Genomic DNA, 26651 nt, shown 5'->3' with positions numbered 1-26651 from the left:
GTGCGCCAGGGCAAAGGGCATTTCGCCACCGTAGCAGTCCACTACGCGCAGCAGGTCGTCGCTGGCCTGATCCCTGCCTGCTGGCAAATCCGCACCTCCTGCCAACGCTTCCTCGATGACGTGAATGGCGACACCTGGACGCTCAACGCGGCCAAGGTGGAGCGCGTCTGCCAATTCGCGGAGACATTCCCATACTTGGAAGGCCCGCTGGCGGCCAAGAAGCTCAAACTCAAGCTGGAGCCGTGGCAGGTATGGATACTCACGGCGCTATTCGGCCTCGTGGATGCTCAGGGCCATCGCAAGCATCGCGAAGCCTTTATCTTCATCCCCAGGAAGAACGGCAAAAGCACGTTCGCTGCCGTGATCGCCCTCTACATGCTGGTCGCGGATTACGAGCAGCGAGCGCAGGTTTACATCGGCGCAACGGCCCTCAAGCAGGCCGACTATTGCTTCCAGCCTTGTCGAGACATGGCGCAGAAGGCTCCTGCGTTCGTCACCCACTGGGGCGCCAGGGTCACCAAGAAAAAGATCGAGACGCACGACGGCAGCTTCCTCGAACCCATGATCGGCAATCCGCCCGACGGATCGAACCCCCACCTCGCCATCCTGGATGAGGCGCACGAAAACGACAACTTCGCCCGTCAGCGCGAGACGATGCGAACCGGCATGGGAGCCAGAACCCAGCCGCTGCTCATTACGATCACGACGGCAGGGTTCAACGAGGCCGGTGACTGCCGATTGCTCCAGGCGCAGTGCGAGCAGGTGCTATCCGGTGAGTTGACCGATATTCGCCGTTTCAGCGCCATCTACACCATCGACAAAGACGACGACTGGCGGGATTTCGAGGTCTGGAAGAAGGCCAATCCCAACGTGGGCGTCAGCTTCACGGAAGCGCGCCTTCGCGAACTCCACCAAACCGCCCTTGATGTGCCCAGCGAGAAGCCCGGCCTACTGACCAAGCACCTCAACGTCTGGCAGTCCAGCAGCACCGCTTGGGTCAACATGAAGGATTGGGACGCCAATGGCGACGCGATCCCATTCGCAGACGCGGTTGGGCAGAACTATCGCGCCTGGATCGGTGCCGACCTTAGCCGCCTCCTCGATACCACGGCAATCGTGCTGCTCGTGGAGGTGCCCAGCGCCACGGGTGGCGAGCCAACCTACCACCTGTATCCCACGATCATGCTGCCAGAGATGGCCGTCCAGCGATCCCCCAAGAACGCCGTGGCATACCGGGAATGGTCCGCTGGCGAACGTCCGGACCTAATCCTCACACCCAACGACGAAACGGACTTCGCGGCCGTGGAAGCCAAGATCCTGGAGTTGTGCGGCCAGTTTCGTGTCGAGGGCGTAGCCGTTGACCAGTGGCAAGCCGCCAACCTCAGCCAGCGGCTTCGCGAACAGCACGACGTGCCAGTGCTGACCTATCCACAGAACTTCCAGAACATGAGTCCACCAATGGGGCGTTTCGAGAAGCTGATCGCACTGGGTCAACTCAAGCATACTGGCAATCGCATGATGCGCTGGATGGTGGGCAACGTGGTAGCCAAGCATCATGGAGAATTTATCAAGCCCATCAAGCCAGTGCGTCAGGATCACCTCAAGATCGATGGCTTCGTATCGCTGCTAATGGCGCTAGGTCTGGCATCTGTTGCCGCTCCCGCTCCGCAAGAAGTGTGGATCGATATCCTGGACTAGCCTATTTTCCCGTCGCATAGCCCGAGTTGTTCAACATCTGTGATGGCGAAGGCATGTTCCCTGTCTGGATAAAGCTATCCAACATTGCTGCGAGGAGAGGCATAAGTGGCCCTAGGGCGAGCAAGGCGGCGAGAAGGAGGAGCAGCTTGTAACCGATCTCGCCAGCGCGAACGCGCTCCCACTCTCCTTTTAGCTTGATTCGCGCAAGCCTGATTAGCTCGTTCTGTTGGTCGCCCAAGTTGTTGGATGAGGTTCCGAGAACGATGCCTCTGATGTCGTCGATTACGGCAATCGGTAGCGCCCATTCTGGCCCAACCGATCTGAAGGTAATTTTTCGGATCAGCCATCGTACACCTGTCTGAGGCGGCTTTTCACGAAGCTTGATGCGTGCGCTGGCCAGATCGAAGGCGCTCATGCTCCCCACCGAGACTGGCGACGTACCAGCCAACTTCGAGGATTCAGATATTACAACGGCTATGTCGCCACGCTGATCGTCAATCCACTTTTGTCTGAATTCCGAGACTTTGGTTCCGCGCACAACCACTAGAGCGAAGATAGCCATTAAAGTCGCAATCGATGGACCCACCAGTGACGCAAACTGGGCTAGGTTCATTCTTCCGTCCTTGCTAAGTAATGGATGGGCAAACTACTCCAGTATTTCGGGCTTGAACGCAAGAGCGATCAGGTCATTACCACGACAGTTGATCTACTCCGCGCCATGGGCAACGCCCGTGTTGCTGGCGAGGATGTCAGCGTATCGACGGCCATTGAAGTCGGAGCGGTCATCTGCTGCGCTCGTGTCATTGCGGAGGGCCTGGCACAGGTCCCTTGTAAGGTCTTCAAGGAGGACAGCGCGGGTTCGCCCGTTGAAGCCAAAGAGCACCCGCTGTTCTTCCTGCTAAACCGCAAGCCTAACGACTGGCAGACCAGCTTTGAACTACGCGAGCAGATCGGTTTTCACCTCGCACTGACCAACAATGCCTATGTGTTCAAGAACCGGGTTGGTGGCAAGGTAGTAGAGCTTTACGCGCTCCTGCCCAACAGTGTGTCGGTCAAGCAGGCCGATGACTTGTCTGTCAGTTACGACGTGACGTTCCAGGGTGGAAAGACCCTCAACGTCCCTGCTGACGACATCTGGCACATTCGCGGTCCATCTTGGGATGGCGTTCGCGGCATGGATGCGATCCGTCTGGCCAGTAAGGCAATCGGACTTAGCCAAGCCACTGAGCGGTTTGGCACCAGCTTCTTTGAAAACAATGGTCGTCCGGGTGGTCTACTAACCACTCGTCCCGGCACTCAGCCACTGACCAAAGAGCAGCGCGACGAGATCAAGACGCTGTGGGCTGCTCAGCATCAGGGTTCGGGCAACAGCCACAAGACTGTGATGTTGCCGTTCGACTTGGAGTTCACGGCTGTCACGTCCACGGCCAACGAAGCGCAGTGGATCGAGACGCGCAAGTTCCTCATCAAAGAAATCTGCCGTTTTATGCGTGTCCTGCCCATCATGGTCATGGAGGGCGAGGACAGCACCAGCTACAACAGCGTTGAGCAGTTGTTTCTTGCTCACCTCACCCACACACTGATGCCGTGGTACGAGCGGTTTGAGCAGAGCGCCGAAGTGGCGCTTCTTACCCGCGACGAACTGTTGGCTGGCTACAGCATCAAGCTCAACGCCAACGCACTCCTGCGCGCCAGCCACACCGAGCGAGCCACCTACTACCAGACGATGCGAACCATTGGCGCGATTACGGCCAATGAGGTTCGCGCCAAGGAAGACATGTCGCGCAGTCTTGATCCTGCTGCGGACGAACTGGCTCCAGCGGCCAACCTATTCGGCGGAGCCAACAAGGCCCCCAATCCCACCTCCCAGAACAACAACAATAACGAGGTAGCAGAGTGAACCCCATTGAGCAGAAGGCCATCGCGCGCCTGGAATGTAAGATCGACGGCGTAGACGAGGCTGACGGCAAGATGACGTTCAGCGGCTATGGCAGCGTCTTTGGTAACGTGGACAGCTACGGCGATGTCATTGCCGCTGGTGCGTTCGCGGAGAGCCTAGCAGAGCATAAGGCGGCTGGAACGCTGCCACTGATGCTGTTGAACCACGATGCCTGGGATAGCCTCCCCATCGGCGTGTGGACTGGCATGGAAGAGGACAGTCACGGCCTCAAGGTCACTGGTCAGCTTCTCGATACCTCGATGGGTCGGGACACCTACACGGCATTGAAGAGCGGCGCGATCAGCGGACTGAGTATCGGCTTCCGCGCCAAGTCCTTTGACTTACGCGCCACGCAGGATGACCCACTTCGCACCCTAACGGCAGTTGACCTCATTGAGGTCAGTGTCGTCACCCTACCAGCAAACGTCAAGGCCCGCGTCCAGGCGGTCAAGTCCGCAGGTGTGGATATGAGTGTCCGCGATCTGGAACAGCTACTTCGCGATTGTGGACTGTCAAAGAGCGAGAGCATCGCGGTCGCCAGCCAGTTCGAGAGCAAGAAGGAACTGGCGGACAAGAAGGCGGTCAGTGACGCAATTAGCAGCCTGATCGGTAAGATGCGCGCCGCATGATCGCTGTTTGATAAGTAGATTAGCAAACGAGGAACGGAGGGATTCTGGCGTCTCAGTTGCGTGAAAACAACCGAGACAAAGGAGCCCATAATGGCCGATCTCAATGACATTGCCTCGCTGGCCAGCGCCTTCGAGGAGTTCAAGAACACCAACGACAGCCGCATTGCTCAAATTGAAAGCAAGGGCAGCGCAGACGTACTGACCACCGAGAAGCTGGAACGCCTTAACGAAGTGGTTGCCGGTCTTCAGTCCACCGTCACTGACGTTGCGAAGAAGTCCAACCGTCCAGGCGCAACCGTCAACGCTGACGAGGACGCACACGCCAAGGCTTTCAACGGCTTCATGCGTAAGGGCATCGACAGCAACCTGGAGGCACTGGAGCAGAAGGCAATCACCAACACCGGCGGCACCCCAGAGGGCGCTAACGGCGGTTATCTGCTGCCCAAGCAGGTAGAGGCTGGTCTGTTTACCCAGCTTGAGTACCTCAGCCCGATCCGTGCGCTGGCAAGCGTCGTCCAAGTTTCCACCGACGATTACCGCTTCCTCAGCAATCTCCACGGCACCGAGGCTGGCTGGGTTGGTGAGACCGATGCGCGTCCTGAGACCGCAACGCCAACTCTGAGCGAGACCCGCGTCCCAATGGGCGAGATTTACGCCAACCCCGGCGTATCGCAGCGCGCTCTTGATGACCTTTCGGTCAACGTGGAAGCGCTGCTCACCGAGGAAGTGGCTCGTGTTTTCGCTATTAAGGAGAACGCAGCGTTCATCGCAGGCGATGGCGTCAACAAGCCCAAGGGCATTCTTGCCACCGACGGCATCGCACAGGTCAAGACTGGCGTGGCAGCTAACCTGCCCGCAAACGCGGACTTCCTGTTCAGCATGATCTACGGTCTGGCATCGCCTTACCGCCAAAACGCCCGCTTTGCTTGTGCGTCCAGTACCATGGCATCGGTTCGCACCCTCAAGGACAGCACCGGCAACTACCTGTGGCAGCCTTCGCTTGTCGCTGGTCAGCCTTCGACCCTGGCCGGTTACGCAGTGACCGAATTGGGCGAAATGGACGCTGTTGCTGCTGGCAAGCTGCCGATGATCTTCGGTGACTTCAAGCAGGGCTACCTGATCGCTGATCGCATCGGCGTTCGCGTCCTCCGCGATCCATTCACTAAGAAGCCCTTCGTGCTGTTCTACAGCACCAAGCGCCTGGGTGGCATGGTCAAGGACAAGCAGGCCTTCATCACGCTCAAGGTGTCGGCATAAGCTGAACCCCTAGAGAGAGGGGCAGAAATCCGCCCCTCTCTCTACGCTACTCTCGACGTTTCTATCAGTCTTCCTTCGCCGCGTGTTCACGCAGTTCCGCTGCTAGTTTTGACAGGTTTAGCTCGCGGCCATCCTCAGCGTAGAACTCCATCTTCGCACCAGGTTTGTCCATGACAGTATCCTCGTTGCGTCCTTCACGGATCAAGCGATCCATCTCAGTGAAGGCAAGTCGCAGTGTACCTTCCAGGGCTTCCAGGTCGTCGGCAATCTGAGTGACAGGGCGAGCCATAGGGCATCCTCATAAAGCTACAGGCTTGTGCCTGCGTCAAGGTAACGCGCGGTGAGGCTTGTCGCTCCTGGCAATTAGCGCGTTTGACTAAGTAGTGGATGGAAACCATCCCCGTCATTACCGCTGAGGAAGTCAAACTCTGGTGCCGCGTCGAGACTGACGATGAGGATAGCACCTTTGATCTTCTAATCCGCAGCGCCCAGGAACAGGCGGAAGCCTATACCGGCCTGATCCTCATCCCTGAGACATGCCCACAGGGCATCAAAGCGGCCATCGCCGTGTTCGTCGCTGACCTCTATCGCAACCGCGAGGGTCAGACCGTCGGTGAGAAGACCTTTCACCGCCTCCTGAACCCCTATCGCCTGGGTGTGCTGTGATCGACGCAGGGGCGCTCAATCGCCGCCTGACCCTCTACCGCCCCGTCGAGACGGTAAGCGACACCGGCACGACCAAAATAGGCTGGCGCAGCGGTGGAACGGTCTGGGCGGCACAGGAAAGCCTCAATCTGCGAGAGGCCACCCGCGCAGCGGGCATGACCGACGCCATTGAGGCCAAGTTCCGCATCCGATGGCGCCAAGACGTGACGGCCAGCATGGAGGTGGCGTGCGGTGATCGTCGCTACTCCGTCGTCCAGGTGGAAGAACTAGGTAATCGCGAGGGCTTGGCGCTGCTCGTGAGGGCGATCTGATGGCCAGCCGTCAGGACTTCCGCATGGACGGCTTCAAGGAGTTGGAAAAGGCTCTCAAAGAGCTTGGACCACCCGTGGCGACCAAGGCTGGCACAGAGGGCCTGCGTAAAGCTACCAACGTGATGCGGGATGCCGTTAAGGCCAAGGCTCCCAAGGGCGATCAACCCACCAAACGCACTTGGCGCAACAAGGACGGCACTCAGAACAGCGCCGACTATGGACGGCTCAAGCAGAACATCAAGACGCGCAAGGTCCGCAGCCGCAGGCAACACACAGTCAGCTACAAGGTCACAACTGGTAGCGCGTTCTGGGGTCGGTTCAGCGAGTTTGGCACTGAGCATGAACCCGCAAGGCCGTGGTTCAAGCCCGCTATCGATGAAGTGGCGGGTCGTGTCGTCCAGGCACTACAGGATGAACTCAAGAAGGCCATCGACAAAGCGGCCAGAAAGGCCCGCACATGATCGAGGCCAAGCTAACCTCTCTTCTACGTACTGTCTGTCCCAGCGTCTTCCCCGTGAATGCGCCACAGGGCGTGAAAGCGCCATTCGTCATCTACAGCCGCGTCAGCACTACCAGATTGCGCGACTTCGATGGCCCCACTGGCAACGCGATGCCCACGTTCAGGGTGGACGTGTACGCACTGGACTTCGACCTCGCCCGATCACTGGCCAGCAGCATCAGAAAGAAGCTGGATGGCTACAGCGATGACACATTGGATGATTGCCAACTGGTCAACGAGCAGGACTTGAGCGACCTCACCAACAATGTCGCACTCACCCGGATCAACTTGGAGTTCAAGGTCAGCCACAAGGAATAAGTAGATGGCAGTGCCCGTTTGTTGGCCTGCCCCATAAGGAGAAGCCAACAATGGCCACAGGAATCAATACAGCTAAGACCAAGCTGGAAATCAACACCTCGGGAAGCACCTACGTTCAGGTCAAAGGCTTCACCGACTTCAGCGGCATGGGCGGCGGCAGCGCGGCTGTCATCGACACCACGGACTTCGACAGCGATGCCAAGGAAAAGGCAATGGGCCTGCCCGATGAGGGTCAGGTCAGTGTCTCGCTGATCTTCCTCCCCAAGGATGCTGGTCAGGCCGCTATGCGCGCCGCTCGCAATACCCGCGCAGCTACCAAGTTCCGCGTCACCCTTAGCGACGGCACCAAGTACGAGTTCACTGCCTACGTGCTGACCTTTGAGCGTGGCGGCAATCAGGACGAGGTGGTCAAGGCCACCAGCAACCTGGAAGTCACCGGCGCGATGACCGAAACCGTAGCAGCAGGCGTCTAATGGCCCTATTGCTCAGCCGCTCTGCGCTTCTATCGGCTAAGCTGCCCACTCGTGACGTTCCGGTTCCAGAAATGGGACCGGACGCCGAGGTCCGCATCCAGCAGATGAGCGTCAACACCCGCACGGCGTACTTTGAACGCATCTGGGCATACCAGGACGCGGTACGTGACTGGGAGTTTGACCAAGCCCTGCCAGCCGATGAGCGGAAGGGCCTTACCGAACCAGCACCGCTGGATATGGCGATCCTCGCTATCGTCCACAGCATCATTGATGAGAACGGCCAGACCATCTTCACGGAGCAGGACATTCCCATCTTTGGTCAGTGGTCCAAATTGGCAGTCACGCGCATCTATGAAGCGGTCAACGAGATCAACCACTACGACAAGAATCCCAACGCGCTCATCGAGGCCGAAAAAAAAGACTGAGGTCTAATCCTCGAAAGCTGTTCCAATACCGCTTGGCTATGGGTCTGGGTAAGACCCTAGCCGAGTTGGAGAGCATGACAGCCGAAGAGCTTACCGGCTGGTATGCGTTCTATCAGCTAGAACCCTGGGGTTGTCTGGTCGAAGATCATCGCACCGAACTGGGTCTCAACCTCCTCTTCAACATAAACGCCAAGAAGGGCAGCAAAGCCCCGCGCTTTATCGAACGCGATCCACAACGCCACCAGACCATTGATCCCACGCCTGAGGAACTGGACGAAAACATCAAAGACTTCTTCATGGGCAAGACAGTCAGGTTGGAAGCCGATGAGGTGATTGGTGAGGAGGTCGTGGAAGTGGCCACACTGCCCGCGCCAGGGAAGACGCCACGCAAGCCCAGAACACCAAAGAAGGCCAAGCCAACTAAGTAGTTGGCGGCACGTCAACAGGACTCTCCCGCGTCAACATCACGACTCCGGGAGGGTCCATGGCTCAGAAGATCGGCGAACTATACGCCAATATGTCCCTTAACAGCGCCGCTTTTATCAGTGGGCTAGAGCGCGCTACCAAAAGCACAGATCGAGCAAGCCGCGCCATCGAGCAGGGCATGAACCGCGCATCGACGGCGGTCAAAGGCTTCGCCGCCGTGTTCGTTGCGGACAAAGCCATCGATGGTGCGAAGAAGTATCTGGAACTGGCCGACGCCTCCAAGAAGATGGAGGCGCAGACCCGGTTGGCAACTGCCACGTTTGGCAACCAGGGCATCGCAATGCGCGATGTCCGCGATATCGCCAAGGAGACGCGCAGCGGCATCAGCGACATCAGCGACCTCTACGCCAAGTTCATGCCCACCAGCAAGGAACTGGGTCGCAGTCAGGCTGACAATGCCCGCGCCGTCGAGACGTTCAGCAAGGCACTAAAGGTAGGTGGCGCTGACACCAACGCCGTCCAGTCTGCCACGCTCCAGATGGGTCAGGCTCTCAGCAGCACCAACGTCCAGTGGGAAGAACTGGGTCAGATTCTGGATGCCTCTCCCCGACTGGTTCGCGTGTTCACAGACAGCCTTGGTGTCAGTCGCGCAGAACTCAAGAAGATGGCTAGCGAAGGCAAGCTGACGAGCAAGATGCTCTATGACTCGCTCGTTGATACCAAAATGACCTCCCAAGTAGATAGCGAGTTTAAGGAACTGCCCGTTACCTTTGAGCAGTCCAAGACTCTCATGGAGAACAGCCTGATCGACCTCGTTAGCGCATTTGATCGCGGATCGGGCATCAGCAACGGCATCGTGGAGGGCCTGACTGAGGGCAACGACATGATGGAGTCGCTTACTCACGTCGCAGAAGAGGTTGGTGTCGATATCCGCGCCAATTTCGAGGGCCTGAACAACGTATTCAATCCTCTGGGTGACCATGCCGCCAACGTGTTCGATTTCATCCGCAGGGATGCCGCTAACACTCGCCAGACCATTGGCAACCTACTCCGCTTCATCGACAACGCCCACAACCTATATGCCGACGCCGACAATTTCGGCACTCGCATCGAGAATGGCATCAAGCGCGTCATCAATCGCGCCCAGGATCGCGCTGGCGGCAAGAACATGCCCCACTTCCACGAAACGCCACTCATCCAGCAGTGGCACATGGGCGATGATTACGAGGCGGGTTACAACCGCTCCAAGGTCCAGTCCGGTCGTGACAAGCTGATCCGCGCCATCCGCACTCACGGCGGCAAGGACTACAGGAACTTCACCGGCAAGGGTCTGACCGATGCCCAGCTACAGGGCGTGGGCAGTAAGGTACAAGCAGATATCAAGGCCGGTCGCAATATCGAGCGTGGCACTGGCAAGGCTCCGCCCAAGCCCAAGGACGAGAAGGCCGCAAAGTCAGCAGAGCGTGAGCGCAACAAGAAGCAGCGTGAAGCCGAGCGAGCACAGAAGCAGGCTGATCGCGAGGCAGAAGAGCAACGCCGCAACAACGAAGCGTTCAAGGCTGATAAGAACCGCAGTGAACGGGAAGAACTAGACACCAAAGCCGCTCTGGCCACCGTGGGCAAAGAGCGGTTCGACTTTGAGCGTCAGCAGCTTGAGCAGGACCGCAAGAGCCGCATCGACCAGATTGACAAGGACGGCCCACAAGGCAGCAAAAAGTACAGTCAGTCACAGGCCGATGAACTCAAGGCAATTGAGGAGCGCATCACCGCCAATCGCCGCCAGAAGATCACACTGGATGAAGCGGAGTTCAATCAGCAGGAGGCGTTGAAGCTAAAGAACGCCGACCTCTCCAACGCTGAGGAGTTGGCGCAACTTGAGAGCGGCATGGCTCGCACGGCGAAAGATCGTCGTGCTGTTGAGTACCGTTTGCTCGACCTCCGCATGGCGCAAGAAAAGCTGGCACTGGAAGCCATCATCGCCAGCCGTGACAGCACGGAAGCCGAGAAGAAGATCGCGCAAGCACGTCTGGACCTCCTCCCCAAGCTGCGAGCCGGTGAGGCCAAGTCGATTGATCGCCAGAACATGGGGCCGATGGCCGGTTATCTGGATAGCATTCCTCAGGGTGCCGACGAGATCAACGAGGCGTTGGAGAACGTCGAGGTTCAGGGCCTACAGGGTCTACAAAGCGGTTTGCTCGACGCCATCAAGGGCGTTCACAGCCTGGGCGATGCCTTCTCCAGCATGGCCGACACCGTGATCGATGGCCTGCTTCAAATCGCTCTCCAGCAGATGCTCATCAAGCCGCTGGGCAACCTCCTGTTCGGTGGCGGTACGAGCGGCGGCGGTGGCGGGCTGTTTGGCGCGTTGGTCAGCGGCATCACGGGCGCAGTCACCGGCAAGCCCGGTGTCACGGGCAAGGCCAACGGCGGCATGGGTAATCGTGGCCGCTACCTCGTTGGTGAGCATGGACCGGAAGAGGTCGATATTGGCGGTCCCTTCCACGTTACGCCCAACCATAAGCTGGATAGCGTTCGCGGTGGCGGTCAGCCTGCCATGAACGTGACCTTCGGTGCCATCACCAGCAACGATCCAGCGGCAGTCAAAGCCATGGCCACCGCTGCCATTGCGGAGATGATGCCCCTGATTAATCAGAACGCGGCCAATCACACCCTGAGCAAGCTACAGCGGCCGAGGATGTAAGCCACGGATTACAACCCGTCCACGTGTTCCACGGAGGAGGTGGTGGGGAGCCGATACGTCAGGTTCCATTTCCGGCCACCGATCTGAGACTTGAAAACAACAAACAGTTTTTCAGTCTGCCAGACATAGGTATCGTAGTCCTCGGATGCCATCAAGCTATTTCCCGGCTCGGTGATTACGTCTCGAGTAGGCGTTCCGTACTTCTGCTGGAGACTTGCTAGGATTGGAGCCGAGCAGTCGTTCTTGGCCAGTATCCATTTGGGACGCAAAACGACTGCCGACAGGCGGTTTCCGGCAAAGTCTTTTATGACCGAAGCGCGGCAATTTGATAGAAGATCAACTTCCTTCTGGGGCATGATCTCGTCGGCTTGCCCCTTTGTCATGCCGTAGGTCAGCCCCCTCCACAACTCAGGTCCGCCCATGCCGGATTGAGCTTGAAGGAGAATCGCCAGCGCCGCAGTCAACATAGCAGTGGAACCCCCCAAGTCTGTTGAGCAACTGTGCGGGGCGAAACGGTGTGGGTCAAGCTGAAAGCCAACGTACCGTACTGCTAAGTAATGGATGGCAACATATCCGCTATCCTTCCCCACGAAAGCCCCCGCACGCGAAAAGCTACAACTAAACCATCGTCAAGCGGTGATGGAGAGTCCTCACACCTATGCCACACAGGTGGTTCATACCGCGTCGCAGTGGAACCTGGATTTCACGTGGCCTCGGATGAACCTCGCTCAGGCCACTGTCATCCAGGCATGGCTTGATAGTCTGAGGGGACAAGCAGGCACGTTCCGCTACACACCCCGCGCTCGCACCAGAAACGCTCTTACAGGGCGGGTTCTAGCTGCGGCTGCCTACGCCTATGGCAACAACGTCAAGCTATCAGGCTGGGCAGCTAATGCGGCCAGCGGGCTATCTGTGGGGCACTTCTTTCAGCTTGGCGACCAGTTGCTCCGGGTCACGGCTGCGCCGGTCAACGCAGATGCCAATGGTCAGCTTCTTGTGGAGTTTGAACCCATGTTGCGCGCGAACTACGCCAACGGCGCAGCGGTCAACTTCGCCAATCCAAGCGGGCTGTTTCGTCTAACAACGTCGGACACCCCGGCGTTTGATTGCGACACAGACGGCTATCCCACATTTCCTTCCATCATTGCCAAGGAGGCCATCTAATGCGCTCTGGTACAAACGCTGAATTAGTCGCGCTACTTGAAGCGGCGGGTATCACCACGGCACTCATGGCCTCGCTGGAGTTCAAGAGCGAGACAATCAATATCTGGACTGGCTCGCACAGGCTGGAAGTTCAGGGCAGCACCGACAGTGTACTCAACGGCAAGGAGTTTGATCCGCTTGTTCACGGCGTCGTCCTCAACATCGGTGACAACAGCTTTTCGATGAGCGGCAGTGACGCACTGGAAATCAGCTTGGCCATTCCCAGCGCACCCAGCACCGCCATCAGCGCAGCATCGGTCTATCCCGATGAGTATCAGGGTCGCAACGCGACCCTGTGGCGCGCGCTGATGATCGCTCCATCGGTTCCTGGCACACCAGCGACTTGGGCATTCCGTCGCGTTCGTGTTGGCGCGATGGATACCATCAAGATCACCAACGATGGCCTGAGCCACCAATTCACCCTGGCCATTGAAGGTCACGCATCGCTCATCAGCAATGCCACGGGCAGCAACTACCTCGACCAGAGGCGCTTTGATGCCAACGACGCCAGTCAGGACTATACCACAAGCTGTGCCAACGGCGATCCCGCACCCACCAAGCAGAACTTGACCGGATGGGCAGTAGTACAGGCTCGCCTTGACGCAGGCGGCACGATGATTAATGGCGTGAACATCTACTGAGGAGTCACCACGCTTCGCTAAGTAGTGGATGGAAACATCTACACTTGCCCGCGCTCCAGATTGGGAAGAGCGTCTAGCCGTCCTACTTGATCGCAAGTCCGAGGAACCATTCAAGTGGGGTTCCAACGATTGTGCGCTCTTTGCCTGCGACGCCATCAAGGCGATGACTGGCAGCGATCCGGCTGAGGCATTTCGCGGCACCTACAATGATCGCGCTGGTTCGGCAGTTGCTCTTCGCGAGCATGGCGCAGGAACGCTGCTCAAGACGGCTACGGCCTGGCTAGGTCAGAGCAAGCATCCGGCATTCGCCCAGCGCGGCGATATCGTGATGAAGGACCGCAACACACTTGGTGTCTGCGTTGGCCTTCATAGCTGGTTCGTCGGTGAAGAGCATGGGCAGAACGGCCTAGTCGCACTGCCGACCGCCGACTGTAGCAAGGCGTTCACGCTGCCCTTCGCGGCCTCCACTGGTGAGGTGCGCTAATGGCGAAGGTACTCAAAACCGTAGCCGTCATCGCAATCGCCGTCGCGGTTGTAGTCTTCGCCCCGCAGATCGCAGGCGTCCTCGCCAGTGTCGCCGGCCCCCTGGGTGTGACGGTAGCGACGGCGGCAATCTCGTCCGCGCTGATCGGCATGGGTCTGACAATGGCCCTCACAGCCGCCGCCTCGATGTTCCGCAAAGCGCCCAGCATGTCGCAATCGCTGGTGGACAGGCTCAACACCAGCGTCGTTCCCACCGCCGCCCGCAAGATCGTCTTTGGTACGACAGCAGCCGGTCAGGACGTTCGTTTCTTCGAGGGCGACATCGATCTGCCGTCCACCAAGAAGGACGGATACGTCCAGGTCATCGCCCTGGCGTCCCACCGCATCAACGCGCTTCGCAGCTTCTACACCGAAAATGATCTGGTCTGGCAGGACGGTTCGTTCGTCAGCAAGCGCGACGGCTTCGCACCCAACAACCCCTTCCGTGTCGTAACCGAGGGCAAGCCCGGCAATGGCTTCTCCGTTGGTTCGGGTCGCTACTGGAACAGCGCCAGCACCTTCACGGGCTGCGCCTACTACGTGCCGTTCTGGAAGCTGGACGAGAAGGTCTGGGAAAGCGGCGTTCCCCAGCGCCTCACCGCGATCGTCGAGGGCTGTCCGCTCTATGATCCTCGCCGCGACAGCACGCGCGGCGGCAGCGGTTCGCATCGTGCCAGCGATCAGGCCACCTACGTATTCCGCGACGGCTCGGTTGAGCTTGGCCGCAATCCCGCGCTCGCCTTGCTCACATACCTCCTGGGTTGGAGGATCAACGGCAAGCTGGTGTGGGGCATGGGCATCCCCGCTCACCGCATCGACTTCGACAATTTCCGCACCTACGCCAACCTCTGCGAAGAGCGCGTGGCCACGCAGGCTGGCAGCACGGTCCAGCGTTACACCGTGGACGGCATCTTCTCGACCGCGGACAGCCACGAGACGGTCATCAACGGCATCACGGCTACGATGGGTAGCTGTAAGCTGACCGATCGCGGCGGCACCTACTGCCTCGTCGGCGGCTACGACGACACCGCAGGTCCCAAGATCAGCTTCACGGCTGACGACCTCGTTGCCCCTGCCAACGGCAGCAGCCCTTACGTTTGGAACCCCGCTCCCCCATCGCGCGAACGCTACAACATCGTTCGCGGTCGCTACGCCAAGCCCGAAGAACTCTACCAGCTCGCCGATTGGGGCGACCCCATTGAGCAGCCGCCGCTTGCCGATGGCATCCCCCGCACGCTCAGCCTGGACCTGGGCGCGGTATCCAGGGCGGAAACCTGCCAGCGCATCGCCAAGCAATTCCTGCTTCGCGAATACCTCTGCCCCGGCATGTTCAGTGCCACCTTTGGCCCAAAGGCGTTCGCCGTGGAGATCGGCAGTGTCATCACGTTGTCCCTTCCTGCCGAGGGTTGGAACAACAAGCTGTTCCGCGTCATGGAGCAGGCCGAGACGCACGACCTGTTCTTCCAGATGACGCTCCGCGAGGAAGACCCAGCGATCTACGCATGGGATCGCGAGGAGAAGCCGCTACCCGCTTCGATCCGTCCGCAGGGCTATGACGCCAGCACGACGATCAGCCCTTCCGGTCTGACACTGACCAGCGACAGCTACAGTGGTGCCAATGCCGTCAACGTCTCGGAGGTCCACGTCAACTGGACGCCTGAACTCAGCGGTCGCGTCTCGGGCATCCAGATTCAGAGCCGCCCTCAGGGCACCGACGCCTGGACTGAACAAGCTGCGCTCTTTGATCCCAAGCTTGGCATGTTCACTTTCACCTCGAACGCTCCCGGCATCACCGTGGAGGTTCAGGCACGCTTCCGCATGAGCAGCGCCGTCTACTCGCCCTGGGTCATGGCCAGCGTGAAGACTGCCGAGGTCATCACGGTCACCGACTGGAAGAACGTCACCGACACTGATGGCAAGCGCCCGCAGGACAACGCCACTGTTGGTGCCCAGCTTGGCAATAACCTCACCAACGAAAACGGCAACGCGCTTGGCCGCGATGAGGTGCTGAACGCCAGCGGTGCCTACAGCGCCACCGTTACCTACGGCTTCGATGACAACACGGTCCAGGGTTTCACTGGCTACACAGCGAACCTTAGCGTGTCGAATGGGGTTCTGAGTGTTACCGCCACCTCTAACGATCCCATTCTTTCGATTGCGCTTAGTCAGCCCGGTAAAAGCATCTCAGTCATTCGCGCAAGGGTGCGCTCCACCGCCGCCAAGCCCAGTTGGCAAGGACAGGTCTATTACGGCACCTCTAGCCATTCTGACAGTGAGGGTTACACCAAGCGCATTGTCAATCCCGGCTTCGTTCAAAACGAGTGGAGGATTGTTGAGTGGGACATGAACAGCCTGACGGCTGGCGGCACTGACTACATCAACAACACAATCACTCGTCTGCGTTTCGATCTTGGCCAGACGAACGGCGAGACGTGGGAAGTTGACTGGGTTCAGCTAGGCGCGCGTCTCAACGCCACCTACGGCGCTCCAGCGGGTTCCAGCGTGGGAAGCGTGGCCGTCAACGATCTGGTTGCCAAGCTGGGCACCCTCGATGCTTCGGGTTTCACGGATACCACCGCTCCAGCCGTTCCCACAGGCTTGGCCCTGAGCAGCACGCTCAGCGATGCGGGTGTGACGTTCAACGCCGCTTGGAATGCGGTCAGCGCCACCGATCTGGCGGGCTACATCATCGCGATCCGCGAGGGCAGCGGCAACTACGTGGAGTTTACCACTACCTCGGCCAGCTACAGCCGCACGGCTCTGGCCCGCAATACCAACTACACGGCCAAGGTAGCGGCCTTCGACAAAGCAGGTAACCGCAGCGGGTTCAGCGCAGAAGTGGCAATTACCACGGCCAAGGATACGATCGCTCCCGGTCTGGCCACGGCTGTGTCGGCCAAGGACATAACCTATGCCGGTGCGACCATCGAGTTCACTGCTCCCGCTGATAACGACCTAGCTGGTGCGCGCGTCCGCCTGCTCCTGAACGGCACGGTCATCAGCGACAGCAACGTCAACCTAACGGCTAACCGTGTGTCGCGTGTTCAGTTGAGCGGGCTGACCAAAGCGACCGCATACAGTGTCACTGTCTCGACCTATGACACCAGTGGCAACAGTTCGGCAGAAACAGCCGCAATCAGCTTTACGACCGCTGGTGGTATCGTGGTCAGCGACTTCGCACCCAACGTGTCGCCCATCCAGACCGTCACCAGTCTTCCAACTCCGTCGACTTGGACGGGGGGCAGCGTGGTTATGTTCGGCGGTGAACTATACCGCTTGAGCAATGGCGCATGGACCAAGGCAGTTGGTTACAGCGATGTATCCGGTAAGCCTACCAGCCTCAGCGGTATCAACTCCACGGAAGCGGCCAAGCTGAGTGGTATCAAAGAAGGCGCTGGTTCGATTGCTGACACCCGCGATGCCAACGAACTGCCCAGCTACTACTACGCCAAGGGTCGAGGCGAATATCAGGAGTTCAAGTCCTCCAGCTTCGCAGCCTCCGGGTCGTCGGGTTACGGCCACCTCGTCACGGTGGTCCAGTGGGGTGATACCAGCGGCGGTCCAGTCAAGCAGACGCTGACTGACAGCCTCAACAACATCTACGAGCGCTACGCAATCACGATGTCTGGGTGGAGTGCTTGGGGTAAGAACTTCAACTCGTCGTCTAAGCCCAAGCTGGGTGGCGACATTCTGGATAGTGCGGGGGCGACGTTGAAGGATAGCGACGTTCGCAACAACAGCGACGGCAATATCCGCCAACCAGATGGCGGCATCTACCAGACCACTGACAGTTCCAAGACCGGCGCTCTCAAGATCACACTCCCGCAGGGCTTCATCAATACGATGATGAAGTTCACCGTGGACATCTACGAATACCAGCAGGGCCTAAGCTGTACCCTCGACATCGCTGGTTACACCTACAGCACGAACACTTGGTATAACGTGTCGGCCAAAGTCGTCGGCGGTAGCAACGTGGAGTACCCGGTCCGCTTTGGCATGACCACTGACGGCAAAGCGGCTATCTGGATTGGCGAGGCCAACGAAAGCTGGTCCTATCCACAGGTGCGTGTCCGGGACTTTCTGGGTGGTTACAGCGGTTACAGTCGCGCCAATTACGAGAAGGGCTGGAGCATCAGCTTTGATACCGCCGCGCCCACCAACGTCACGCAGACGGTCCTAGACACCTACCCCGCCGCCGATTGGCGCAAGGTCACAGGTACTGGTCGTCCTGCTGATAACGCAGGTACGAGTGTCACCTTCTACGACGCGCAGAGCGGCTTTAAGACGCTTGGCAACAGCATCACCAAGTCGGCATTCAATAATAGTTGGCAGGTCAACATCTGGACCCGTGAGAGCTACACGGGCAGCGCCATCGTTTCCGGCGAGTTCGTCGGAGGAGACACCTTCATCGGTTTGTCCTACAACGGCCAGAACATCGACAGCTATGGCCAACTTGAATACTCCGCCTACCAACGCGGTGACGGACAGGTTGACATCTATGAGAGTGGTGCGCGGATCGCTGGTCCATTTGCGGGCGGTGCTGGCGTCTACTCCATCGCCTACGATGGCGTGAACGTCCGCTACTTGAAAAATGGTGTGGCGTTCTACACCTCGACTTCTCTGCCATTGGCGGGCTGGACGATGTACGCAGGCTTCAATGCCTACGCCGTCGGCAACGGCGTCAAGAATATCCAGTTCCTGCCCTACATGGACAACTCGCTGAGCAACACTGATCCAGCAAAGCAGATCAATCGCAACACCACAACGATTGACGGCGGCAAGCTGACTACCGGAACCGTTGATGCGATCAAGCTGGTTGCCAAGTCAATCGGCACTGCTCAACTGGCAGCGAGTTCAGTAACAGCCAACGAAATCCTCGCGGGCACGATTGGGGCAGCGCAGATTGCTGCTGGTGCCATCGGGGCGACGAAGCTGGCTGTTGGTAACACGGACAACGTGTGCGCTGATCCGTTCTTCCGTGACGTGAAGTATTGGAGGAACATCGGCGTCTATACCGGTGACCTATCCCCTGGCTCTGGTGGCGGTGGTTGGTATCAGGAGTCCACGGACTACCAGCCTGCCATGAACGAGGTTGGCTCTAGCCAGAGTATCTGTTTGTGGAGTGGTTCAACAGCCGCTCCCGGCGCGGCACGCCAGCACGCTTGGACGAATAGGATCAACAGCATCAAGGGTGGCACGAACTACTCCCTGAGCGTCGACTGCTTCAATGCCAGCAACCAAGGCATCAATCTATACGCTCGTTGCTACAACTCAGACGGTGGTATTTCCGGAGACGCCGCACTGGGCTTTCCTGCTCAGTCGGGCCTAACGCGCGGCACCACGTCATTCACCACAGGCCCCAACGTCGTCGGTGTGGAGTTCATCGTCTTCAACAACGCCGATAGCACCTACAATGGCTATGCGCGCGTCTCGGGTCTGCGCTTGCTCCAGCAGGCCGGTGCTACGTCTATCGAGAATGGTGCGGTCACCACGGATAAGCTGACCGCCGAGGCCGTCACCGCTGACAAGATCAAGGGCGGCACGATCACCGGCGACAAGTTCAACACCGCGACCAGCCTTCCCGGCACGATCACCGTAGGCCAGAGCGGTGTCAGCATCGCGACACTGAACGGCAACTTGGACCTCAAGCCTTACGGCACCCTGCGACCAGCGGAGTTCGCGATCACCGGTAGCAGCGTGGCGCGCATCGCGGGTGGAGAAAACTGGAGTTCCGCCTACTACAGTGCGGAAGCCTTCACGGGCGGCGCTTCCATCAGTGGTCGTCTGGTCACTCCAAGGACCACCTTTGGCTTGGGTGTTCCCGGCAGCGCAGGCAGCAACGCGGACGATTGGAATTATGGCGTAGCGTTCCGTGTCCACTGGAGCGGTGACGGTGGCTGGTATGTGGGTGAGGACGGCAGTTGGATCAGCATTGGCAGCAGTCAGGCTGGCGTCAGCTTCTCTGCTAGCACCGTTTGGGCGATCACCTACGATGGCCGCTACGTTCGCTGGTATGCTGATAGCAAGCTGTTCCGCACCACCGCTACCACGGCCAACAGGCCGTTTCAGGCTCGCGTGCTAGCAGGACTTGCTGGCGCGAGGGTCACCAACCTGGACTTCACCAGCTACGCGGACAACAGCCTTAGCCAGACCGATCCGGCAGCGCGCATCAACGAAGCTGCCACCACGATCAATCCCGGTCGCATCCTCATCCAGGGCGGCACGACCCTTGATAGCTGGAGGGACAGCACGGAGATCAAGGGCAGCGCGATCAAGACCGGCTCGATTACCGCCAACAAGCTGACCCTCAACAACCGCATCGACGGCACCATTGGTCTGAATTTCGAGTGGAATCCCACCAACAACTGGATCTACTGGGATCAGGGCTATATCTACTGGTTCGATGACAACAACAACCGCGTCGTCACCTACATCAACCAGGGCAATACCGGCGGCGCAGGCGCTCACCAGTTCTTCTACTGGTTCCCAGGCCAGAACAACATCTCGTTTGGTCAGGTTGACCCCGGCTTGCCAGACCGCGTTCATATCGGTTCCTGGTGGGGCGGTAGTAACCTGAACATCCACTACGGTGGAACGATCATGAACGGCAACAGGATCACGACTGGCACTGTCACCGCCGACAAGATGAACGTGGGGTCGCTGAGTGCGATCAGCGGCAACATCGGAACCGTCACGGCTGGGCTGGTGCGGAGCACTAGTGGCAAAGCCTACTTCGACCTCGACAACGCCCGCATCGTGTTCAACAACGGCTCGGTAATGAAGGTTCAGGGCGTGGGGTTCGGGTCCAGCAACCAGTTCATCGAATGGTTTGGCCCCGTCCAGAATAGCTTCTCCAACTGCTCTGAAAGCAATGCCACTTACTACCTCAAGACCGATGGTTCCGCCTACTTTGGCGGCTCGCTGAGTGCGGGTGTGTTGAAGAACTCCGTTCAGACTACCGCAACGGCAGGCAACGCAAGCGTAACGACCGGGACCTTTGGCAGCAATGGTCGCAGTCGCGTGGTCACAGTTGGTTACAGCTTCAATGGCAACACGCGCATCACTGGCGGCTGTCCTACACCCTATACCCCTTATGCGACAGTTCGCTTGTATCGCGGCACCGATGCCAACGGCACGTTGCTGGCGGAGCAGAGGATCAACGGTAGCAATAGCTGTAGCCCTGGTGCTGGCCAATACGAACCGGGCAGCAACAGCGACAACATCGGCGGCAGCTTTACCTATACCGACAATACAGGTGGTAGTCAGAGTGCCTACTACGTGGTCTTGGTTGACCGCTACATAGGTACGAACATCCAGGGGCAATCGCTGGGTGTAACATCGGTGGAGCAGTGACGCTCCACCGCTAATTAAATGGAGATCATAACAGAAGGGAAACACCTCACATGGCAAAGACCATTGATATCAACGAAGCAGCGACGGTAGTTAAGGAGAGCGAAAAAGCAGCTCTCAAGGCTGTCCAGGATAAAATCTCTCAATTTGACGCCGACTTGGCTGAGATTGAGTCCACGTTGGCAGCGGACCTGCCATTGGATGCCCAGCGCATCATCAACAGCATCCGCAACAATCTGAGCAGCGCACGGTATGAGCTTCCTCAGTTGATGAGTCGATACACGCCAGCAACGACCATCAACTACAATCCGATGCCAACTCCTGTGACGGACAGCACCAATGCTGGATAAGCTGCTCAAGGCGGCGAAGAGCCTCATCAGCAATCCCGTGGTCAAGTCAGCCGTCGCAACCGTCATCGCTGATGCCGTGACGGAGAAGCTGCCCCGGAGGCGCGATGCCTGACACCAGCGCGATCATCGAGCATATGGTGACATCACCATACCCGCCCAGCTTCCAGGGGTCGGGTTGGTGGTACGCCGCCGCGCTGTTCAGCCTCATGCTCATCAGCATGATCGGCGGAGGGACGGTTTTCACGGCGCTTCGAAATCTAGTGCGCCAGCGGCTTTTCAGTATCGATTGGTGGCTCCACCTCGCGTTCACGCTGGCCGGTATTGGTGCCAGCGTTCGATGCGCCGCCGATGCCGCCTACATGATGGCCTGGGGCGAGACATCCACCGAGACACTGGAAATGCTGCTGGCGCTCAAGAACGGCGTCAACAGCGTCATCGCTCTCCCGGTTATCGCCTGGATGACCATCTACACGCTGAAAATCAGCACCCTCAACAAGAACAAGCACCGCGTCCTACGCTTCTGCTCCTCGGCAGGCATCCTTGCTGCGATCAGCGCGATTATCGCGTTCCACAAGGTCTGAGGCCAATGAGCCTCCGCGCGCTACGCAACCTCGCCACCTTCCTCGTCGTGGCCACCGCCAGTAGTGCGGCATACGCGGCAGAAACCGCAGCCAAACCCGAGACTATCGCAGGCAGCGGCATCCCCTGGACCGTAGTGGTGGCGGCGCTGGCATGCCTGCTTGTCCGCATCGTCGTGTTCACGGAAAGCAAGAACAAGCTACTGGTCTACAACATCGCTATCAGCGGCATCGCGGTCCTGGGCAGTGTCGTCTACACGATCGAATACGTCACGGGCCTTGCGGCCGCTTTTGGTGTCGGGCTGAGCATGGGTGCCGGTGCCGTGGGCTTGGTGGAGTTCGCCAAGAGCAAGCTGCTCACGTCGATCAAGGACGGCATTGTAAAGGGGCTGACCGCCAGCACGCCGGATAGGGCCTAACCGGGCCGCGACGACGCACGATCGGTCACGGATAGCCTAGGCTTGCCGACACGGCGAACCTCGACCATGCTGCGAGACATGCCTGACGCACCTGAATTCCCACTCGATCTCAAAAGCATCATCCGCGACTGTATCCTCGCCTTGTTCTGGCGGAAGGCGGATATCATCAAGTTCATGGATCAATCTGGCTGCCAAGCAACTGACCTGTCCATCGTGCGAGCGCCCAATTCTGAGTTAAAGCGGCACGAGATTGTTGCCGAGGTCTTTGACCGGCTGGGAAGGCGTTCGGATCGAGGTTACACCACATTCCAGACGATGCTTAGCCGCCTCAATGAGTGGACGTACTTCGATCCCTACTGGTTCGACCAGCAAGCTAAACTCGATCGCAGTCATGCGGAAGAGAGATTGGCTGAACTCCGCCGTATGCTGGCCGCGCGCAACGCGGCCACTCGCGCACAGCGTCATGCGGCCGACAAGGCATCCAAGGTCCATGAGGCCGCGCAACAGCGTAGCGCCCTGCTCGCTGAGTTTCAGCAATTAGCACTCGGCAAGATCAAACCACAAAAGCGCGGATATGAGTTCGAGAAGCTCTTGAAGAAGCTGTTTGATGAGCAGGGCGTCGCGATGAGCGAAGGCTTTCGCCTAGTCGGTGAGCAGATCGATGGCGCGTTCAAGTTCGAGGGTGAAAACTATATCACTGAGGCCAAGTGGCAGGATGCTTCGATCAGCACTGAGGCTTTATACAAGTTTGCCATGAAGGCCGAAGGCAAGATGTACGGCCGTGGAGTGTTCATTTCGGTTAACTCATACTCCAACGAGGGCATACGCGCGATCGTCACGGGCAAGATGATCCGCACGATCCTGGTGGATGGTGAAGACCTCACCATAGTCATGGAAGGGCGACTGCCGCTGGCCAAGATGCTCGACGCTAAGATACGCGCGGCCCAGCTACGAGGTGATGTCTACGTTCACCCCATCACGCACGCCAACAAGCTGTCGTAGAAGATGGATCAGCTATCCCACCGGGACATCCTAGGGATGATGGAACCCGTGGGCTATCTTACCGCCACGTCTATCGGCTCCCCTCGCACGCCTTGGTTCGCGTTCCATCATGGTCGCCCCAAATGGGCAAGCGAAGACAAGGTGCCTGCCGTTTACGCCTGGGTGGTCAGGGCTGATACTACCAGCCCAGAGATTATCTACCTGGGCAAGGCGGGCAAAGGTCTGGTTGCTCGCTGTCGGCAGCACGAGCAAGGCTTCAAGGGCAAAGACGGCAAAGGCAAATCGAATGGCGACAAGCTGATGGCTTACATGGCCGTCGGCAGGGTGGATGTCTACGCCATGTGGCCGGAACCGGCGCTGTTCAGGGCTATCCCCATCCCCAGCCATTCGGCGGTCGAAGACTGGCTGCTCAGTGCCATTGATCGGCCGCCTGCGCTGAATAGAGAGGCTGCGGCAAAGGCACGAGCTGAGGCGCTTGCGGCCGGCACCCACGTTCCCAAGCGACGCAAGTCCGCCCCCGCCCCGTAGCGCCCCGTACAGGGCCAGAGAGGGTTGCCACATACAGCGAGGCTCCGGAGATGCCTTCGGGGCTTCCTGCGCTTCTACGGGGCTATTGCGAACCGCCAAACGTGAGCTTGAACAGCATAGCTGGAGATTGATCCTCAAGGTACACGTTGAGGATATACCCGTAGGTGACGCAGTGACCTCCGATCAGCCGAGAGGCAAAGCTATCACCTGCCTCCTTCCACTTCCATTGCGCTTCGATGCGAAACGGGTGCCACTGGTTCTTGAGCCACTGATAGCCCCCCTCAGGAAGCCGTGCGAGTAGGTCAGATGCGTACTGCGAAGCGTCGGGATTAGAACTGTACGTGGCGGTGGCGATTAGGTCTGGGATAGTTGGACAAGTGAGCTTCACCAGACCTATTTCGTTAAAAATCTGGGTCCCGATTACGTTACCGTAGGAAGCGGCGTCTCGCCCCAGTTCGATTTTATAGGTCATTGGTTTTCTCCTTCGCGGCATTGTTGGCAGCGCGGGTGGAACGGAGTTTGGCTTTCGCCTCTTCCGACATTGGACCGCGCTTCTTGCCGATCTGCCCCGCTGTGCGCTTCTTCACATGCTCTTCGCTCTGAGGTTTGCCGCGCTTGGCGTCACCAATGCTGGCGCGAGCCGAAGCACCATGCTTGTCACCAACCTGGAACTGGAACATGCGCTTGCTGTCCTCGGCCTTCATGATCTTGGCATCAGCCACCGTCATTGTGCCGCCTAGAATGCGCGCCTCACGGCTGACCCATCCGCAGACTGGTCCGTACAGCTTGTTCTTCATGTAGTAGTCGATGGACTTCTGACCCATCTCTATCTTCTTCGCCATCGTGTTGATGCGCGTCATAGACCAGAGGCTCAGGTACTCGTCGAAGTTCATCGTGACCTTGATGCTGTTCTTCTCGCGCTGGTACTTGATGGTCGAGCAGTACTCGTTCCAGAGCAGTTCCAGCACGGGTTCGGGGATGTTGGTGCGAGTAGCCATTACGCCGCACCTCCAAAGGTCAGCTTGAAGAGCAGGAACTTGTTCAGGTCCATGTTCCAGAACTCCATGCTGTGAAGCACCGCTGGGCTGTTTCGCATGTACTCCACGCTCGTTGCCGCCGATCCAGGGCGCAGCCATTCAAGGCGATCAGAGATGAAGTCGGCATCGTCAGTGCGAACATCGAACGTAAGTCGAAGTACACGCTCCTCTTTGTTGTAGGCGATCCTCATGCCGCACCTCCGAACGCAAGGATGTTCCAAGCAACGAAGCACGTAAAAGACGCAGCTAGAAGCAGACCGCAGATGAGGTTTGCGTGTCGCGTACCGGGTGTGACGGGCTTGCCGATTAGAATGAGGTACTTGTAGGCGGCGAGCGCGATGAGTGCTGCCAACAGCGAACCGCTGATATGGTCGTTCATGTGATGCTCCAATCAAAAAGAAACCCCGAGGGAGCATCACCAACCTCGGGGTTCCCACAGAGACCTCCCATTAGGAGGAGCGCGAAAACTGGTTCAGGACACTTGTGTGATGCTCTGCGTCCGATCTATTTATCAATAAGTGCGAAAAACGGCTTCAAACGCCGCCTACAGAACCACTATGCTGCCTGAGCGAGTGACCTGTCATTATTTATCGGGCCTACCTTGGTAAGACCCATATAGAGTAAGAAGCGCAGCGGCGGCAGCTTACTTCCTCCCCTACCTTGGTAAGAGCCATATCTACGATAGTAGATATGTTTCCCTTCCCAAAGCAGGAGACTAACTAAACTACCACCACTACTCAGACGCTTCACGTTCGCTCGCCCTTCGTGCCTTCAGCACTCCAGGCGGCTCACGCTCGCGTCAGGCAGTTCCAGGGAACTTCGTTCGTCCTGGCCTTTGGCCCAGGAGTAGTCGTCTGCGACAGCCACTCGTCCTGCGGACAGCCAGGCGCTTCGCTTGTTGGGTCATTGGTCTGCGACGCCAGTCGAGGGAAATGGAGCGCACGGCCCACAAGTGTGGTGCGAGGCTCCCCAGGTGCTTAGACACCACTCAGGCACCCAGGGAACCCCGCTCAGGGCCATCCAGGAAGGTAGTGAACCGGACAGCCCTGATCCCGTCATGGCCCTGGTTCACACACCTGTGGGCCGAACCGATCTGTACAAGCCTGAACCGCCCACTCGAACATGGTAATCTGCCTGACTTTGTGCGGCGGCAGATTGGGTGCCCACTGATTAAACGGATAAGGGGCCTCAAGTGGTAGATCACAGGCCCATCGAATGACCGGCGGCACCTCGCCCAGCCAGACCCACTGCTCATCAGGAACCGAGTTCAGGCCCTTAACTCCGCTTTCCCGGTACTCCCACAACATCTCGCGGTGAAACCGGCCCATCCGCAGCACTTCACGTTCCTCCGCACTTAACGGTGGATCGAACGTGCCGCGCGCAGCATCCCTGGCCAGCAAATCCTTCTCTCGTTCGAGCATGTTCCGCAGACGGTTGTTGTGGCTGGCACTCTCCCGCTGGTACATCCGCACCCAGTCCAGGTAGGACGAAACCTCTGCGGGCATTCTCGGTGTCTGAATGGGTGTCAGCGGGTTCTTGGCGATCTCGATCAGCATCCAATCCTTGGTGGACTTTCGCCACTCGTAGGGGAGGCCAGCGTCGATCAACTCCTGCTCGCTGAATAGCAGGAACCTCTCTTCCCGCAGTCGGGCCAGCATCGCGCTGGCCCGAACACAGTT

Annotated in this window: 30 protein-coding genes; 22 read left to right on the top strand and 8 right to left on the bottom strand. The window is 58.6% G+C overall.

The genetic code is table 11. The features are described from left to right. Nucleotides 1–1698: a terminase large subunit gene (locus BMX37_RS00400; RefSeq protein ID WP_093663524.1), complete on the top strand. Its 1698-nt coding sequence runs from the start codon at nucleotides 1–3 to the stop codon at nucleotides 1696–1698. Between the two features lies 1 nt (nucleotide 1699). Here BMX37_RS00400 and BMX37_RS00395 read toward each other — a convergent pair whose 3' ends face one another. Continuing rightward, nucleotides 1700–2311, bottom strand: coding sequence for a hypothetical protein (locus BMX37_RS00395; RefSeq protein WP_139197914.1), 612 nt, complete (start codon nucleotides 2309–2311; stop codon nucleotides 1700–1702). A gap of 24 nt (nucleotides 2312–2335) precedes the next feature. On the opposite strand from BMX37_RS00395, the gene BMX37_RS00390 reads away from it, so the two are divergent. The 3 genes from BMX37_RS00390 (at nucleotide 2336) to BMX37_RS00380 (ending at nucleotide 5523) form a co-directional block, all read left to right on the top strand. After that, nucleotides 2336–3598 (top strand): phage portal protein, encoded by a 1263-nt coding sequence (locus BMX37_RS00390; protein WP_093663522.1) that lies wholly within the window; start codon nucleotides 2336–2338, stop codon nucleotides 3596–3598. Then, a complete protein-coding gene (locus BMX37_RS00385; protein ID WP_093663521.1) occupies nucleotides 3595–4266 on the top strand; it encodes an HK97 family phage prohead protease in 672 nt (223 codons plus the stop codon). Before BMX37_RS00390 ends, BMX37_RS00385 begins: the two co-directional genes overlap by 4 nt. Before the next feature lie 90 nt (nucleotides 4267–4356). Continuing rightward, nucleotides 4357–5523 carry a phage major capsid protein gene (locus BMX37_RS00380; protein ID WP_093663520.1) on the top strand — a complete coding sequence of 389 codons (1167 nt, stop codon included), beginning with the start codon at nucleotides 4357–4359 and terminating at the stop codon, nucleotides 5521–5523. Between the two features lie 64 nt (nucleotides 5524–5587). Here BMX37_RS00380 and BMX37_RS00375 read toward each other — a convergent pair whose 3' ends face one another. Beyond that, a complete protein-coding gene (locus BMX37_RS00375; protein WP_093663519.1) occupies nucleotides 5588–5812 on the bottom strand; it encodes a hypothetical protein in 225 nt (74 codons plus the stop codon). A 98-nt stretch (nucleotides 5813–5910) separates the two neighbouring features. Between BMX37_RS00375 and BMX37_RS00370 the strand changes: the two genes are divergently transcribed. From BMX37_RS00370 to BMX37_RS00335, 8 genes are read left to right on the top strand one after another with little or no spacing between them, the layout of a single operon-like run. Beyond that, complete coding sequence (locus tag BMX37_RS00370; protein WP_093663518.1) at nucleotides 5911–6189, top strand: head-tail connector protein; 279 nt, start codon at nucleotides 5911–5913, stop codon at nucleotides 6187–6189. Continuing rightward, nucleotides 6186–6500 (top strand): phage head closure protein, encoded by a 315-nt coding sequence (locus BMX37_RS00365; RefSeq protein ID WP_093663517.1) that lies wholly within the window; start codon nucleotides 6186–6188, stop codon nucleotides 6498–6500. The genes BMX37_RS00370 and BMX37_RS00365 overlap by 4 nt, the downstream gene beginning before the upstream one ends. Beyond that, a complete protein-coding gene (locus tag BMX37_RS00360; RefSeq protein ID WP_093663516.1) occupies nucleotides 6500–6961 on the top strand; it encodes an HK97-gp10 family putative phage morphogenesis protein in 462 nt (153 codons plus the stop codon). Before BMX37_RS00365 ends, BMX37_RS00360 begins: the two co-directional genes overlap by 1 nt. Further along, a complete protein-coding gene (gp17, locus tag BMX37_RS00355) occupies nucleotides 6958–7317 on the top strand; it encodes a tail completion protein gp17 (protein WP_093663515.1) in 360 nt (119 codons plus the stop codon). Before BMX37_RS00360 ends, gp17 begins: the two co-directional genes overlap by 4 nt. Nucleotides 7318–7367: 50 nt before the next feature. After that, nucleotides 7368–7790: a phage tail tube protein gene (locus BMX37_RS00350; protein WP_093663514.1), complete on the top strand. Its 423-nt coding sequence runs from the start codon at nucleotides 7368–7370 to the stop codon at nucleotides 7788–7790. Beyond that, complete coding sequence (locus BMX37_RS00345; protein WP_139197912.1) at nucleotides 7790–8215, top strand: hypothetical protein; 426 nt, start codon at nucleotides 7790–7792, stop codon at nucleotides 8213–8215. Before BMX37_RS00350 ends, BMX37_RS00345 begins: the two co-directional genes overlap by 1 nt. Before the next feature lie 38 nt (nucleotides 8216–8253). Beyond that, nucleotides 8254–8643: a phage tail assembly protein T gene (locus BMX37_RS00340; protein WP_093663512.1), complete on the top strand. Its 390-nt coding sequence runs from the start codon at nucleotides 8254–8256 to the stop codon at nucleotides 8641–8643. Between the two features lie 56 nt (nucleotides 8644–8699). Further along, nucleotides 8700–11342: a tape measure protein gene (locus tag BMX37_RS00335; RefSeq protein ID WP_093663511.1), complete on the top strand. Its 2643-nt coding sequence runs from the start codon at nucleotides 8700–8702 to the stop codon at nucleotides 11340–11342. Between the two features lie 8 nt (nucleotides 11343–11350). Here the strand turns inward: BMX37_RS00335 and BMX37_RS00330 are convergent, their stop codons facing one another. Continuing rightward, entirely contained in the window at nucleotides 11351–11809 is a 459-nt protein-coding gene (locus BMX37_RS00330; RefSeq protein WP_093663510.1) for a hypothetical protein, read from the bottom strand. Nucleotides 11810–11903: 94 nt separating this feature from the next. Here BMX37_RS00330 and BMX37_RS18360 point away from each other — a divergent pair, with 94 nt between their 5' ends. The 10 genes from BMX37_RS18360 (at nucleotide 11904) to BMX37_RS00285 (ending at nucleotide 23935) form a co-directional block, all read left to right on the top strand. After that, entirely contained in the window at nucleotides 11904–12506 is a 603-nt protein-coding gene (locus BMX37_RS18360; protein WP_139197908.1) for a hypothetical protein, read from the top strand. Beyond that, a complete protein-coding gene (locus BMX37_RS00320) occupies nucleotides 12506–13186 on the top strand; it encodes a hypothetical protein (RefSeq protein WP_139197906.1) in 681 nt (226 codons plus the stop codon). The genes BMX37_RS18360 and BMX37_RS00320 overlap by 1 nt, the downstream gene beginning before the upstream one ends. Nucleotides 13187–13214: 28 nt before the next feature. Beyond that, on the top strand, nucleotides 13215–13670 hold the full coding sequence (locus BMX37_RS00315; RefSeq protein ID WP_093663507.1) for a DUF6950 family protein: 456 nt from the start codon (nucleotides 13215–13217) through the stop codon (nucleotides 13668–13670). After that, nucleotides 13670–21061 carry a hypothetical protein gene (locus BMX37_RS00310; protein WP_093663506.1) on the top strand — a complete coding sequence of 2464 codons (7392 nt, stop codon included), beginning with the start codon at nucleotides 13670–13672 and terminating at the stop codon, nucleotides 21059–21061. The genes BMX37_RS00315 and BMX37_RS00310 overlap by 1 nt, the downstream gene beginning before the upstream one ends. A gap of 50 nt (nucleotides 21062–21111) precedes the next feature. Further along, nucleotides 21112–21408 (top strand): hypothetical protein, encoded by a 297-nt coding sequence (locus BMX37_RS00305; RefSeq protein ID WP_093663505.1) that lies wholly within the window; start codon nucleotides 21112–21114, stop codon nucleotides 21406–21408. Continuing rightward, nucleotides 21398–21520: a hypothetical protein gene (locus BMX37_RS19265; RefSeq protein ID WP_280139197.1), complete on the top strand. Its 123-nt coding sequence runs from the start codon at nucleotides 21398–21400 to the stop codon at nucleotides 21518–21520. The genes BMX37_RS00305 and BMX37_RS19265 overlap by 11 nt, the downstream gene beginning before the upstream one ends. After that, nucleotides 21513–21989 (top strand): hypothetical protein, encoded by a 477-nt coding sequence (locus BMX37_RS00300; protein WP_093663504.1) that lies wholly within the window; start codon nucleotides 21513–21515, stop codon nucleotides 21987–21989. The genes BMX37_RS19265 and BMX37_RS00300 overlap by 8 nt, the downstream gene beginning before the upstream one ends. Nucleotides 21990–21994: 5 nt before the next feature. Continuing rightward, the gene (locus tag BMX37_RS00295) at nucleotides 21995–22405 is read left to right on the top strand and encodes a hypothetical protein (protein ID WP_093663503.1); all 411 of its coding nucleotides are present in this window, start codon (nucleotides 21995–21997) and stop codon (nucleotides 22403–22405) included. Nucleotides 22406–22483: 78 nt separating this feature from the next. Next, nucleotides 22484–23407, top strand: a complete 924-nt coding sequence (locus tag BMX37_RS00290; protein ID WP_170841778.1) for a restriction endonuclease — start codon at nucleotides 22484–22486, stop codon at nucleotides 23405–23407. 36 nt (nucleotides 23408–23443) lie between these two features. After that, the gene (locus tag BMX37_RS00285) at nucleotides 23444–23935 is read left to right on the top strand and encodes a hypothetical protein (RefSeq protein ID WP_139197904.1); all 492 of its coding nucleotides are present in this window, start codon (nucleotides 23444–23446) and stop codon (nucleotides 23933–23935) included. 82 nt (nucleotides 23936–24017) lie between these two features. Here the strand turns inward: BMX37_RS00285 and BMX37_RS00280 are convergent, their stop codons facing one another. The 5 genes from BMX37_RS00280 to BMX37_RS00265 form a co-directional block, all read right to left on the bottom strand. Then, a complete protein-coding gene (locus BMX37_RS00280; protein ID WP_093663500.1) occupies nucleotides 24018–24407 on the bottom strand; it encodes a hypothetical protein in 390 nt (129 codons plus the stop codon). Then, nucleotides 24397–24933 carry a hypothetical protein gene (locus tag BMX37_RS00275; protein ID WP_093663499.1) on the bottom strand — a complete coding sequence of 179 codons (537 nt, stop codon included), beginning with the start codon at nucleotides 24931–24933 and terminating at the stop codon, nucleotides 24397–24399. The genes BMX37_RS00280 and BMX37_RS00275 overlap by 11 nt, the downstream gene beginning before the upstream one ends. Further along, entirely contained in the window at nucleotides 24933–25163 is a 231-nt protein-coding gene (locus BMX37_RS00270; protein ID WP_093663498.1) for a hypothetical protein, read from the bottom strand. The genes BMX37_RS00275 and BMX37_RS00270 overlap by 1 nt, the downstream gene beginning before the upstream one ends. Further along, nucleotides 25160–25351 carry a hypothetical protein gene (locus BMX37_RS18355; protein WP_139197902.1) on the bottom strand — a complete coding sequence of 64 codons (192 nt, stop codon included), beginning with the start codon at nucleotides 25349–25351 and terminating at the stop codon, nucleotides 25160–25162. The genes BMX37_RS00270 and BMX37_RS18355 overlap by 4 nt, the downstream gene beginning before the upstream one ends. Before the next feature lie 676 nt (nucleotides 25352–26027). Then, nucleotides 26028–26630 carry a hypothetical protein gene (locus tag BMX37_RS00265; RefSeq protein ID WP_093663497.1) on the bottom strand — a complete coding sequence of 201 codons (603 nt, stop codon included), beginning with the start codon at nucleotides 26628–26630 and terminating at the stop codon, nucleotides 26028–26030. Nucleotides 26631–26651 lie beyond the last annotated feature (21 nt).

It is taken from the genome of Sphingomonas gellani, from assembly GCF_900110035.1.
Classification (GTDB): Bacteria; Pseudomonadota; Alphaproteobacteria; order Sphingomonadales; family Sphingomonadaceae; genus Sphingomonas; species Sphingomonas gellani.
This window is presented reverse-complemented; position numbering and strand designations above follow the sequence as displayed.